General features: G+C 64.6%; 12 protein-coding genes. 4 read left to right on the top strand and 8 right to left on the bottom strand.

All coding sequences use genetic code 11. The features are described 5' to 3' along the window. Positions 1 to 107: 107 nt before the first annotated feature. Together HNQ39_RS23080 and HNQ39_RS23075 are read right to left on the bottom strand one after the other, a co-directional pair. The gene (locus tag HNQ39_RS23080; RefSeq protein WP_184202515.1) at positions 108 to 821 is read right to left on the bottom strand and encodes a hypothetical protein; all 714 of its coding nucleotides are present in this window, start codon (positions 819 to 821) and stop codon (positions 108 to 110) included. Then, entirely contained in the window at positions 821 to 1,309 is a 489-nt protein-coding gene (locus tag HNQ39_RS23075) for a hypothetical protein (protein ID WP_184202513.1), read from the bottom strand. Before HNQ39_RS23075 ends, HNQ39_RS23080 begins: the two co-directional genes overlap by 1 nt. A gap of 21 nt (positions 1,310 to 1,330) precedes the next feature. On the opposite strand from HNQ39_RS23075, the gene HNQ39_RS23070 reads away from it, so the two are divergent. Together HNQ39_RS23070 and HNQ39_RS23065 are read left to right on the top strand one after the other, a co-directional pair. Then, on the top strand, positions 1,331 to 3,055 hold the full coding sequence (locus HNQ39_RS23070) for a sodium:solute symporter (protein WP_184202511.1): 1,725 nt from the start codon (positions 1,331 to 1,333) through the stop codon (positions 3,053 to 3,055). Between the two features lie 6 nt (positions 3,056 to 3,061). Continuing rightward, on the top strand, positions 3,062 to 4,294 hold the full coding sequence (locus HNQ39_RS23065) for an MFS transporter (protein ID WP_184202508.1): 1,233 nt from the start codon (positions 3,062 to 3,064) through the stop codon (positions 4,292 to 4,294). On the opposite strand, the gene HNQ39_RS23060 is transcribed toward HNQ39_RS23065, so the two are convergent. Continuing rightward, positions 4,286 to 5,449, bottom strand: a complete 1,164-nt coding sequence (locus HNQ39_RS23060) for a hypothetical protein (RefSeq protein WP_184202506.1) — start codon at positions 5,447 to 5,449, stop codon at positions 4,286 to 4,288. The two genes, HNQ39_RS23065 and HNQ39_RS23060, sit on opposite strands and share 9 nt — an antisense overlap. A gap of 54 nt (positions 5,450 to 5,503) precedes the next feature. Between HNQ39_RS23060 and HNQ39_RS23055 the strand changes: the two genes are divergently transcribed. Together HNQ39_RS23055 and HNQ39_RS23050 are read left to right on the top strand one after the other, a co-directional pair. Further along, the gene (locus HNQ39_RS23055) at positions 5,504 to 6,676 is read left to right on the top strand and encodes a M20 metallopeptidase family protein (protein WP_184202504.1); all 1,173 of its coding nucleotides are present in this window, start codon (positions 5,504 to 5,506) and stop codon (positions 6,674 to 6,676) included. A 132-nt stretch (positions 6,677 to 6,808) separates the two neighbouring features. Then, complete coding sequence (locus HNQ39_RS23050; protein ID WP_184202502.1) at positions 6,809 to 8,278, top strand: aspartyl protease family protein; 1,470 nt, start codon at positions 6,809 to 6,811, stop codon at positions 8,276 to 8,278. Here HNQ39_RS23050 and HNQ39_RS23045 read toward each other — a convergent pair. From HNQ39_RS23045 to HNQ39_RS23025, 5 genes are all read right to left on the bottom strand, one after another. Beyond that, positions 8,259 to 9,170 carry an aldo/keto reductase gene (locus HNQ39_RS23045; RefSeq protein WP_184202500.1) on the bottom strand — a complete coding sequence of 304 codons (912 nt, stop codon included), beginning with the start codon at positions 9,168 to 9,170 and terminating at the stop codon, positions 8,259 to 8,261. The two genes, HNQ39_RS23050 and HNQ39_RS23045, sit on opposite strands and share 20 nt — an antisense overlap. After that, positions 9,167 to 9,679 carry a peptidylprolyl isomerase gene (locus tag HNQ39_RS23040; RefSeq protein ID WP_184202498.1) on the bottom strand — a complete coding sequence of 171 codons (513 nt, stop codon included), beginning with the start codon at positions 9,677 to 9,679 and terminating at the stop codon, positions 9,167 to 9,169. Before HNQ39_RS23040 ends, HNQ39_RS23045 begins: the two co-directional genes overlap by 4 nt. Next, a complete protein-coding gene (locus tag HNQ39_RS23035) occupies positions 9,679 to 10,725 on the bottom strand; it encodes a DUF3500 domain-containing protein (RefSeq protein WP_184202496.1) in 1,047 nt (348 codons plus the stop codon). Before HNQ39_RS23035 ends, HNQ39_RS23040 begins: the two co-directional genes overlap by 1 nt. 80 nt (positions 10,726 to 10,805) lie before the next feature. After that, positions 10,806 to 12,335 (bottom strand): Rqc2 family fibronectin-binding protein, encoded by a 1,530-nt coding sequence (locus HNQ39_RS23030; RefSeq protein WP_184202494.1) that lies wholly within the window; start codon positions 12,333 to 12,335, stop codon positions 10,806 to 10,808. Further along, entirely contained in the window at positions 12,332 to 12,802 is a 471-nt protein-coding gene (locus HNQ39_RS23025) for a DinB family protein (RefSeq protein ID WP_184202492.1), read from the bottom strand. Before HNQ39_RS23025 ends, HNQ39_RS23030 begins: the two co-directional genes overlap by 4 nt. Positions 12,803 to 12,805: the final 3 nt, after the last annotated feature.

Here is a 12,805-nt window from a genome sequence, read left to right as displayed (position 1 = left end):
GCGATCCACCCGCAAGCGGGTACCCGGCCTTCGCAGCCACCGAATTTGTTGGGCACGAAGGTGCCCGTCGCCCTCTCAAGCCCAAGGACTTGTTCCTAGGGCTTTTGTTACTTTTTCTGTTGCTCCACAAAGACGACTATCCCTGAAAGCGCAAAGAGCCCCCCAAACACGGCGATCGCAACACCTATCCAAGAGCTCCCGGGAGTGCGTGCCCCTAGAACTCCCAGGACGAGCAAGAAGAGGCCACCGAGAGCCATTCCCAAGGCGCCCATGCCTCCCGTACGAAGCTCTCGGTGCTCGTCGTTTGGCGAGGTCTGAAAGGTCTCCAGCTGCTCGGCACTGTCGCCGTAGCGTCGCCGTCGCCACTCGCGCCAGGTCCACTTGCCCAGAAGCCCCGCCCCGATCAGCCCCAGCCCCACCAGGCTTGCTCCCTCCAGTGTCGCGAGGAAAGAGCGGTGAACGGGAGGTGTCACGAGAATATAGACGCTCGCGGCGGCGCACGCCAGAGCTCCCAGCCCGCCCAGAAAGACCCAGCCCCAGGAGGCGTTTTTGGGGTAGGTCATGACATCCCGGAGCTTCTCCCCGCGCCGCGCACGCAGGAAGCGGTTGATCGAGGCCATGAAGGTGCCAACCCCCATCAGAAAGGTCATCGGATTGGTGGGCATCTTCTGGAGCCGTAGCCAGTTGTCGAGGTACATCGTGGTACACACGAGGAGGAACATTCCCCAGAACACCATCCCCGCCAGCGCGTCTGCAGGCTGGAGAATGCGCTGCGGGCGAGTCGTTTGCGCTTCGCGAGTGCCGTCTTTTTGTTGTTGCATCACATGCCTTTAAGCTTTCGTCGCCAGTGTTGCCCTAAAAGGGTGCCCACAATGATATTTGCGCCAAACATACACAGAACCGAAAACTGCATCCAGGCTGAGAACCGCGCCGACTGTGCGACAATGATCATCATTGCGACAGATCCGATAAAAAACAGATGGATAAAAATGAAAAAGAACGTCTTCAGGAAGCGATCCGACAGGGCATCCAGAGCCACTAAGGGGTCACCGACTTTCTCACCACGCTGGACACGCCACCACGTGTGCAACGCAAAGATCAGGACGATGGGCGTCACAAAGTAGGTGATGCCTGGGAGCTGGTGGCGCAGGAGCCTATCTATGATCTTGCAGACGGCAAAGACAGTGTAAAGGCCTGCGGCCGTGAGCCAGGCAAGGGCTTCCTGTGGGCGGAGCAGGCGGCCCGGTTGGGGGGAGCTGTCTTGGGACGGTGGGAGCTGTTGGGACTGCACTGGAAATGCCTTCGACAAAGCACAGGTATAATCCTGCCCATGGGACTCTTCATTGACGGGACGATCATCCTGCTCTACTTTGTGGCGATCTCCGCGATTGGGCTCTACATGGGCCGCCGGGAGAAGAACCTCAAGGACTTTGCCCTCGGCGGGCGGCAGGTGCCTTGGTGGGCGGTGATGGCCTCGATCATTGCGGCGGAGACCAGCGCGGCGACCTTCCTGGGCGCACCCGGCGAGGGCTTTGAGAAGCGGAGCCTAGCCTATGTGCAGCTCACGCTCGGGGTGGTGATCGGGCGCTGGGTGGTGGCGACGGTCTTTCTGAAGCCCTACTACGCCTACCGCGTCTACACGGTCTACGATTACTTGGCGATCCGCTTTGGGCCGCGCACCAAGAGCTTTGTCTCGATGCTCTTTCTCATCATGCGCACCCTAGCCTCCGGGACCCGGCTGTTTATTCCGTCGCTGGTGATGGTCCTGGCCTGGAAGCTCTTCGCGGAGCACGGGGGGACGACGGTCGCGTTCCAGCAGGTGGACACGGTCGGGCCATACCTCGTGGCCATCATCACGCTGACCATCCTCACCGCGTTCTACACGGCCAAGGGCGGGATCAAGGCGGTGATCTGGACCGATGTCGTGCAGGCGTGCCTGATGTTCGGCTCCGCACTGATCGCAATCGCCACCCTGCTGAATCATATCGGGGGCTTCGATGCGCTGGTAAAGGCCGTCCCGGCGATGCAGTCCCACGAGGGGTACTTTGTCACCGGCTTCGAGCCCCACCTAGTCGCCGAGTGGCAGAGCGCCAACAAGCATGTCGGGCCGATGGGGTTTCTGGACTACATCAAGCTGATCTTCACCGGCGACTACACGATCTTTAGCGCGCTCTTCGGGGCGACCATGATGAATATCGCCATGTTCGGCACGGACCAGGACATGGTGCAGCGCATGCTCACCGCCGAGACCCACCAGAAAGCCAAGCGCAGCCTGCTCACCGCGGCGTTCATGGACATCCCGATCGCGGCGGTGTTCACGTTTATCGGCATCCTGCTCTATGTCTACTACCAGCAGGTGCCCGCCAACCAGCCCAAGGCCAACTCGGATATCTTTGGGGCCTACATCCTCAATGTGATGCCGGTGGGGATTCGCGGCCTCGTTCTGGCGGGGGTCTTTGCCACCGCGATGGGCTCGCTCTCGGCGGCGCTCAATGCCCTCGCCACCAGCGCCACCAACGACTGGTATGTCCCGGCGCTCGCGCGGCGTGGGAAGTACACCGACGAGGCCGCGATGCAGGGGGCGCGCGGCTTTACCGTGCTCTTTGCCGTGCTCATGGTGCTGGTAGCGAGCGTCTTTGCCTACATGAAGGTGAAGAACCCGGACATTCGTATCATCCCGGTGGTGCTGGGGATCGCGGGCTATATCGTGGGGCCGATGCTGGGGGTGTTCCTGCTGGGGATGTTCACCAAGGACCGGGGCTCGGACAAGGGCAACCTGCTGGCGATCTCGGTGGGGCTGCTCATGACGGGCTTTCTGGGCGACCTACACATCAAGGTGCTCGACCCGCTGGGCATCAAGATCGCGCACCCGGCCTGGCTCCCGACCATCTCCTTTACCTGGTTTGCGCTGATCGGCTCGCTGACGGTCTTCTTGGTCGGGGTGTGGTTCAAGACCCCGCCGGAGGTGCTCGCCGCTGCACAGCGCAAGGCCGACAACGCCGACGGCGACGACGACCACCTGCCGCCATCGCTGCGCACCGAGACCGAGGAGTAGGCCAAGATGACAGCGCCTCGCTACAAGTGGCTGGTCGTGGGGATGCTCTGGTTCATCTGCTTCTTCAACTACGCCGACCGGCTCGCGATCTTCTCGGTCTTCCCCCTGCTACAAAAAGAGCTGGGCTTCTCCAAGACCGAGCTGGGGCTGATCGGGGCGGCCTTCACCTGGGTCTACGCGCTGACCGCACCCTTTGCGGGGCACGTCGGGGATAAAATGCCCCGCAAGATGGTGATCCTGGCGGGGCTCTATGTCTGGAGCCTGGTGACCGGGCTGACGGCGCAGTGCACGCGGGTGATCCACTTTGTGCTGGTGCGTGGGGCCGAGGGGCTGGGGGAGACCTTTTATTTTCCCGCGTCGATGGCCCTCATCAGCGACTACCACAGCCCGCGGACCCGCTCCCGCGCGATCGGGTTCCACCAGACCAGCATCTACGCCGGGACGATCGCGGGCGGGGCACTGGCCGGCTGGATGGGGGAGCGCTACGGCTGGTACTCCCCGTTCTGGGTGCTGGCGGTCGCGGGAATTCTTCTGGGACTCGTGCTCCAGCGCTTTATCCACGAGCCACAGCGCAACCAGGCCGAGCGCGAGGAGGGGGAGCGTGCCGAGGAGGGCGAGCCAGTCGCCGTGCCGATGCGCCAGTTCCTGCGGGAGTTCGCCCAGACCAAGACCGCGGTCCTGCTGATTGTCGCCTACTTTGGCGCGAACCTGGTCGGGTTGGTCTTTCTGACCTGGATGCCGACTTTTCTCACCGAGAAGTTCCACCTCAAGCTCGCGGTGGCGGGGCTGGGAGCAACTCTCTTTATCCAGCTTGCCAGCATGGGCGGCTCGCTCTTAGGGGGCGTGGTCGCCGATAAATGGAGCCAGACCAATGCCGGGGGGCGGATTCTCGTGCAGGCGGTCGCGACCCTGGTCGGGGCCCCGTTTATCGTCCTCTGCGGCTGGACCCGCGACCCCTGGGTGCTGATTGTCGCGATGTCGTGCTACGGGCTCTGCAAGGGGATCTACGACTCCAACCTCACCGCCGCCTTCTACGATGTCATCCACCCGTCGCGGCGGAGCACCGCCACCGGCCTGATGAACTTCTTGGGCTGGCTCGGGGCGGGCCTGGGCTCGCTGGTGATCGGGGTCGCGGTCGATCATGGGGTGACCATGAGCGCCGCGATCTCCTCGACCGGGCTGATCTACCTCGGTGTCGCCGCGATTCTGTTTCGGGCCGCACGCACCCGGCTAGCGTAGAACTTCCTTCCAGTGCGCCGGGGTCGGTATCGGCTTGTAGCTGATATTCAGGTCCGGGGTCTCGAGCTTCACGCCGTTCTGGAAGTGGCTCTCGATCCCGTAGGCCAGGATTCCCGTGGTTAGGGTCGTGCGGGCGCTCGGGGCGGTGGGCCTGCCGGTGAGGTACATCTCCTCCAGCGCCCGGACGGTCGCGGAGAAGTGCTTGAGGCGCGGCACCTCATCCAGAAAATAGGAGGCCGCGACAATCTCTTTCTTGCCCCTCTCACGGTAGCCAAAGGCAAACTCCTGGGAGTACCCATTGGGCATCAGGACCGTCATCCGCTGGCCGTCGCGGTACTCGATATCGTAGGCGTAGACATCCTTGGTGTAGTCCTGCGGCTTGCCCGTGGGCTTCTTCAGCGACCCCAGCGCGGCATCGGCGATCTCCTTGGGCCAGCGCCCTTGGTGGTGCGCCTCCCAGACCGCCGCACCACTGAGCACCTGGACACTCTTGACCCCCGTCTCGCCGCCGGGCCGGTTCTCGACAATGCGCTGGCCGGTCTCGATAGAGTGAAAGCCATACGACTCCAGGCCGCCGTAGCCCACCGCAACCACGTGGTCCAGCTTGCCCTGCGGGAGCGGCACGAGCGGCTCGAACTTGGCAAAGGGGAGGCTACTGCCCGCCATCCAGGGAATCTTAAGCTCCTGAATCGTGCGCCACATGTACTTGGCCCAGGTCCAGTTCCACGAGAGGTGCTTGTCGTTGAAGACCGGCACGACCCGGCCGGACTGCCGGAAGACACTCACGACCTGGTCAAAGAGCTCCCGGCGGGGGTAGAGCTGCTGGCCCTTCTCATTGAGCGGGTAGGTGCCGTGCTCCCCGATAATCACCACGCCGTCCACGGCCAGGGTATCGCCGCCGCAGCAGAGCGCGGTCGCCACCGACGGGTAGAGCGGGACCCCGTGCTTCTTGGCGGTCGCCAGCCCGATATCGTTCGACGCCACCTCCATCAGGTGCATCGCCACCACCTCGCACTGCGGCGGCTCAAAGTGATCGTCGAACTGCTTGCCCTCGAGAAGCTTGGTGCAGTAGCAGATCCCATGGCTGGTGGCACCGTACTGGGTGAGCAGGACCGCGAGCCGTGGCTTCGGTGCCCGGAGAAGAGACGTGTTCATAGCGCCAGTTTCGCGCGGCCCTTGAGACATTCCTTCTCGGGTATAATTTCAGCCATGTCTACGCACACCGAGCTCCATAACCAAGTCGCGGCGATCCTGCCGCAGATTGTCGCGTTTCGTCACGATCTCCACGCCCATCCCGAGCTCTCGGGGAGCGAGGACAACACGGCGCGCAAGGTCTCGGAGGCGCTGACGGCGGCGGGGATCGCGCATGAGACCAAGCTTGGGGGGATGAACGGGATTGTCGCGACCATCCACGGTGGCAAGGGCACCGGGAAAACCATTGCCCTGCGCGGGGACATGGACGCGCTCCCGATCACCGAGGAGAACGAGGTTCCCTACAAGAGCCAGAATCCTGGGGTGATGCACGCGTGCGGCCACGACGGCCACACGGCGAACTTGCTGGGGACGGCGCTGGTCTTGAATGCTCTCAAAGACACCTTTGCCGGAACCGTGAAGCTCTTCTTTCAGCCCGCCGAGGAGACCGTCAGCGGCGCGGAGACCATGGTGAAGGCGGGGTGCATGAACGGCGTGGACGCCGTGCTCATGCTCCACGGTTGGCCGGACTTCGCCCCCGGCGTGCTCGGTCTGCGGGTCGGCCCCGCGATGGCATCGTCGGACTCGTGGAAGCTGACGATCCACGGCAAGGGCGGCCACGCGGCCTACCCGCACAAGACGGTCGATCCGGTCTTGATCGGGGCGCAGCTGGTCACGGCCCTCCAGAGCCTGGTGAGCCGCGAGCTCTCCCCGGTCGAGCCGGTGGTGGTGACGGTCGCGAGCTTCCACGCCGGAACCGCGCGCAATATTATCGCCGAGAAGGCCGAGCTGCTGGGAACGGTCCGCACGCTGAACAAAGCGATCCGAGACTCGATGCCCGAGCGCATGGAGCGCATCATCAAGGGCATCTGCGAGAGCTTCCGCGCCACCTACACCTTTGAGTTCACGCCCGGCACCCCGCCCGTCATCAACGACTCCAGCGTGATCGCGCTGGTCCGTGAGGTCGGGGAGGAGCTGTTTGGCACGTCGAATGTGGTCGAGCTCTCCGAGCCCACGATGGGCGCCGAGGACTTCTCGTTCTATCTGGAGCACGCCCCCGGCGCGATGGTCCGCCTCGGCACAGGCTGCCCGTACCTGCTCCACACCCCCAAGTACGACTTCGGCGATGCCCCCCTGGAGACCGGGATTCTCCTCATGACCGAGACCGCCCGCCGCTTCCTGGGAGCGTAGGCAGGCGGGGCCGCACCGAGTTTGTTCTCGCGGGCTCGGCCCGCTTCGCGCTTGCGCGGCCCAGAGGTGGACTTTCAGGCCACCGACCAGGTTACCTATTCGTGCCAATCGGTTTCTTGGTAGAATAGGGCAATGCCTCTGACGCCGTGGATCGCGGCCGCGACTCTCTCTCCGCTGACGCCGAATCTCCACTTCCAGGAGGGACGGTTCGCGCGTGCACAGGTGGCCTACCAAGCGCTGGCCAAGACACAGGCGCTGACGTGCTTGGGGTGGGAGAGACGGCTCCTCACGCTCCTACGGCTCGACCGCTGGTCCGAGGCTATTGCTCTCGGAGAGAAGTGCAAGCACGACGAGCCCGAGCTGATGGGGCTCCTGGCGCTGGCCTACCTTCGCGGAGGGCAGCCGGTGCGGGCGCAGGCGCTCGCGGTGGCCGCGTGGCAGCAGGAGCCGCGTGCGTTCTGGCCCTTGGTGGCACGGGGGACAGCCGCGCTGCGCTGGGACGCCGACAGCCATGCGGCCCGGGCCTTCCTGCAGCTAGCAACCCAACGACGCCCCGATGTTCCCGAGGCCTGGCTCACGCTCCTCGCCGCGGTGCAGGACCCCGACGAAGCACAGCGGGTCGAAGAAGAGCTCGCTCGTCTTGCGCCCCAGGGCTACCCGTTTACTTTCTGGAGCGCGCCCCTCCGGCAGCGGGCTACCACCGCCGCGCGCTACTCCGCCGCCTTTCCGAAGGGCCAGACCTTCTCCCTAACGAGTGCCCCGGTCGCGGTGCAGACCCTGGCGCTCAAGCGTGACCCGCGCGGGATGCTCTACCTAGAGGCGGAGCTCGACGGCCAGCGGTTTCGCCTGCTCTACGACACGGGCGGGGGGCGGCACTTCATCCTGACGCCTGCCGCGCTCACACGGCTCAAGCCGACATTTGTCGCTAGCACTGTGCTCATGGGGCTCCAGGGGCAGAGCAAGGGCGCGATCCACCGGGGCGAGCGCCTGCGCCTCGGGGAGCTAGAGCTTCAGGGGGTGCCGATTGAGTCCACTGCGGGGAACCTGGGGGGCTTCGATGGGCTGATCGGCTGGCGGGTCTTTGGGGAGCGGGTGCAGCGGCTGGACCTGGGGCGGGGGACACTGACCCTTTTGGAGAAGCCCAGCCCCCCCGAGGCGCGGGGCGTGAGCCAGCCCTTCCACCTGATCCAGGACCAGCCCGTGCTCCAGCTCCAGTGCGAGCGGGGCAAGGGGCGGCCCAATCTTCCGCTTCAGGCGATCCTCGACACCGGCTCGGTTGAGGACCTCTTCTCGCTCCGGATGGGGGAGCGCATCGCGGGCCGTACGGGGAGCCGGCGGACGATCCAGAACCCGCTGGGAATCGGCCAGACCCACGCACGGATTGAGCTACGCAGTCTCCCGGTCGGCTTCGACCTTCTCACCGAGCAAGGGGTGCGGCTCACGAGCTACACCCAGGGAAGTGCGGCCTCGTTTCTGGACCAGGTCTACAGCCCCGCCACGGGCTTCGAGCACGACCTACTGCTGGGGATGGACTTTGTGAGCCGCTTCTCCGTGATCGAGCTCGACCCCGTGGGCCGCCGCGTTAGACTTGTCCCTCAGTGAGGTTGAGCGCCTTCAGGTCCTCCCAGACAAAGTCCGGGATCGTCTCCTCGAGGGCGTCCAGGTTCTCTTGTAGCTCCGCCTTGTTCTTGGCACCGGTGAGCGTGCAGTGGATCAGCCCTTGTGCCAGGCAGCTCTGCAGGACAAGTGCCTTCTGGTTGAGCCTGCGGTCCTGGCACCAGTCGTAGAAGCGTGCGGCGGCCTTGGCATCCCGCTCGATCAGGTGGTGGGTCTGGAGCGTCCGCGGATCGACCCCCGTCAGGAGCCCGTGGCCCATGGGCGAGCCATTGAGCACCCCGACATTGTGCTCCGCCGCAATCTCCAGCAGGCCGCTCTTGAGCGCCGTCGTGCGGGTGACATGGTAGTCATTGAAGGTGAGGATCACATCGAAGCGCTCGCTCTGGATGGCTTGCCGGTGGAAGTCGTGGCGGCGCTGGCCCAGCCCGATATGCTTCACCACACCCTGCTCGCGGAGCCACTCTAGCGCCTCCAGGGCACCGCGCTTGGCAAAGACCGGCTCGATCTTCTCCGGGTCGTGGACCAAGAGGATGTCGAAGTAGTCCGCCCCGAGGAGCTTGAGGGAGTTCTCCACACTCCAGAGGGTTCCGTCCCACGAGTAGTCCTGCCAGCGGTCCCGGTGTGTCCCGGTCTTGGTGGAGAGGTAGTAGCTCTTGCGGTCCACGCCCCGCAGCGCGATCCCGAGCCGCCGCTCGCTCTCGCCGTAGAGCGGCGACGTATCGATAAAGTTGATCCCGCTCGTCAGGGCCAGCTCGACTGTCTCGACCGTATCGCGGTCCGCCACCGTGTTCTGGTAGATACCCCCGATCCCCGCGCCGCCCAGCCCCATCGCCGAGACCTCAAGCCCTGTTCGTCCTAGCTTCCGTCGCTCGATCATGGCTTTTGTACTACTTTCTTAATCGCGATCTTGGGGGTGAGCGCTTGGCCGTCGGCGTGGCTTTTATGGATCTTCTTGACCACCTCCATCCCCCGCACGACCTTGCCAAACGCCGCAAAGCCCTGGCCATCGGGGTTGCGCTTGCCGCCAAAGTCCAGCTCCGGCTGGTCCCCGACACAGATAAAGATCGCCTCGGTCGCGGAGTCGGGCGTGTCGCGCGCCATGGAGAGGACACCGTCTTTGTGCTTGAGGCCCGTCTTGCTGGTCCGCTCCAGCGCGATGGGTGGGAAGGCCTTGAAGCCTTCCCGCGCCCCGCCCTGGATCACATTGATCTTGATCGTCTTATCGGGCTGGTTGTCCGGCTCGGTCGTCACCGTGCGGTAGAACGTCCCGCCGTCGTAGGCCTTTGCCTTGACATAGCGCAGGAAGTTCTTCACGGTGGCGGGGGCGCGCTTGTCGTCTAGCTCGACCTCGATCTCGCCGAGCTCGGTGAGAAAGACAGCGCGCATCAGTGCTTCTCGCTCGCCAGGTGCTCTGCGATCAGGTTCTCGCCGAAGTCACCATCGAAGTCCCGCCAGACACTGTGGATGTGGTTGGCATTGTTCTGGGTGTTGTCGTACTCCACCAGGAAGGTCGGGCCTTGGATGCGGTAGTAGTGCCGCTTGCCGCGCTCGGTCTCCCCGGCCCAGGCAAAGAGGATCGCGTCTTTCCCCGCCTTCTTGAGCCGCTCGGTGCGTGCGCTGGCCAGCTCCGATGCCATGTTGCCGGTGTGCACCCCGATCAGTGCGTCGAGCAGCTTCTTCTGCTCCTTGGTGAGGGCTTTGTAGGCGATTCCCTTCGCTTCCAGCGCCGCCACTTTCACTTTATCGCCGGTCAGGATATCGTTGGGAGCGTCGGTGGCGTAGATCGCGGTCTTCTGCTGCTCGGGAGTGAGCGTGGTCAGAAGCGCCCGGGCCGCCTCTTCTTCGTCCTTGAGGGCGCGTGTCCCCTTCATCCCGCCGTCATCGACTCGAATCTCCGCCGGGTTGGTGCCGTAGAAGTTCGGGCTCGCCGCGATCTTCCCCCCGACCAGAGTGACATTGAGCGCGAAGTGGTGCCCCTCGAAGCGCCAGCCCCAGGGCTTGCTCGCCGAGAAGGGGGGTGTCCCAAAGAACGAGACAAAGTAGCGCTCCGTGTCGCGGATAGGGCCGGTACCCTTCTCGATGGCTTTGAGGACATTCTCCATCGCCATGATGGTCGTGGCCTTGGTGTAGCCCTTCTGCGAGAGCCCGGTCTTGAGGAGCGCCATCGCGGCGGCTTTCTGCTCCGGGGTCATCTCCTTGATCTGCACGCCCTTGCGGTCATCGCGTGGGACAAAGTGCCAGTTGGTGCGCTCGGGGTCGGTGAAGGCAAAGGTCGCCTTGGCCTTTTGCTCGGGCGTGAGCAGGGTCAGCAGGTTCTCGGCGGCCTTTGCCATGGTCTTGGCGGACTTTTCCTGCGCCTTGGACTGCGCCTCGGTGAGCGTGAACACCAGCGCGACCGTGGGCAGGAGGAGGAGGGGGAGATACGATTTCATGCGGGCATTATACAGCCCCCCGGCCCCCACACGTGGGGGAGACAAAAGGTATTTCCGATTATTTCCCCCACGTGTGGGGGTCAGGGGGTGGCCGGCTCCACGTCCATGGTCTTGGCCACCGTGTAGACCGCCTGCCCCGGCTTGGCCCCACGTGGTTTTCTCACGTAGCGGCGCTCGGTGTAGTCCACGGGAACCAGCCCCGCGTGCTTCTCCCCCGAGCGGGCCGCGACCAGCCCGGCGGCTCGGCGCAGGATGGGGTCCGGGACACGCTCCGGGTGGCCGTTGGTGCGTAGCACGCCGTGTGCGCCCGCAACTCCGCGGATGTGAAACCACAGGTCTTTTGGCCCCGCGACCTTGGTGAGCAGGTAGTCGTTGCTCGTGGCGTTCTCCCCGATATAGAGTGTCCACTCACCGTCGAGGGTGAGCGTGCGAATCTTGTGGCCATCGAACTTCTTGGCCCCCTGACCCCCATGCATGGGGGAACTTTGCGGAGTATTCCTTGAATTTCCCCCACTTGTGGGGGCTAGGGGGCCACTCTGTAGCGCTGCTTGCTCTGCTTCGAGCTCCGCCTTGCGGCGGGTGGCGTACTCGGCGGCGTCGCGGGCCTTGCGGGCGCGGTCGAACCAGCCTTGCGCGTTCTCGTGGGGGGACTTCTTGGGATCGAGCGTGATCGTGCGGGGAGCGCTGTCGTTGTAGAAGTCCTCGACAGTCGTGCTCTCCGCGCCGCGGGGAATCTGGGCGAGATGCGCCAGGAGCAGGTTTCCTGCCTCTTCGTGCTGGTCGGCGAGGGCGGCCTCGGCGAAGGTCTTCTCGAGCTCGGCGAGCTGCTTTTCCACACGGGCAAGGGCCTGGAGGCGGGCACGCTCCGCGGCGGCCTCGGCGCTGTCTTCGGCTCTCTCCGTGAGCTTGGTGGCCCAGAACGTGTCCAGCGCAACCGAGATGCTCTCGCGCGGAAAGCCGATCACGCTCTTGGTCTCAAACGCCCAGATCCCGAGCGTATGGCCATCATCGCCCTGGATCGAGTGCGGTGCAAACTCCCCAAGGGCTACCCGCTGGAGCAGCTCGCCTTCCGGTCGCAAGGCAGCCTCGGTCTCGGCGAACTTGGAGAGGAAGGGCGCGTCGGTGGAGATTCCGGGGGGGGATTTATAGACCGCACCGTGGTGCATCTCGCGCTCGCCGCCATGGCGCAAGACGCCGCGCACGGTGTTGGCACCGCTCACCAGCACGAGATTGGAGTTGCGGCCCATCAGCTCGCAGATCAGGGTGACGCGCTCGCCCTCGACGCTCCGGCAGACCAGGTGCAGAACGCGGTCTGGAAACGGTAGCTCCACGGCCTCGATCCAGGCGCCCTCTAGGTACTTGCGCGCGATCTGGCAGAACCCTGGCGGCTGGGTCGGGTTGTCGCGCTTGACCTGCGTGAAGTGCACCCGCGCCGCGTGGGGATCAACGGAGAGGAGCAAGCGCCGCCCGCCCGCCGCCTTGGAGAAAGTGGAGAGAATAACCTCATTGGCACTTGGCTGCTGCACCTTCTGCACCCGCCCCCCGACCAGCGCCGCCCGAAGCTCCGCCGCGACCGCCGCAAGGACAAAGAAATCAAAGGGGATGGTCATGGCTTTAGCAGCACGTAGTCGAGGTTGGGGGGCTCGACCCCAAAGCTCTGGAGGGCCGTGTAGAGCTGGGCGCGGTGCCACTGCTCGTGGCTGTAGATATGAAAAAAGATATCGTGCGCGGTGAGGTCGAGGCGCTTGCCGTCCGCGAGGGAGATTGTGATGGTTCGCGCCAGCTCGTCGGTGGCGAGCCGGGCGAGCGTCTCCGTGCGGAGCGCCTCAGCATCGGTGAGGAGCCTCTCTAGCTCACTCGGGGCGCGCTCCTCATACGACGGCGGAAAAGGCCGACCATCCAGCCGTGCGTGCCAGCGCTCCTCGGCGGCGGTGCTGTGCGCCAAGAGCTTGGCAATCGTGTTGAAGCGCGACGTGGTCACAAACTCCCGATGGAGCAGCTCGTGGTGGGCGCGAAGAACCGGAGCGAGGGCCGCGCGGCAGCTTGCGGCGTAGGCGAAGAGTTGCGGGAGTTCCATGGC

The organism is Armatimonas rosea (assembly GCF_014202505.1).
Taxonomy (GTDB): domain Bacteria; phylum Armatimonadota; class Armatimonadia; order Armatimonadales; family Armatimonadaceae; genus Armatimonas; species Armatimonas rosea.
The sequence above is the reverse complement of the archived record's forward strand: the minus strand, read 5'-3'. Positions and strand labels throughout refer to the sequence as shown.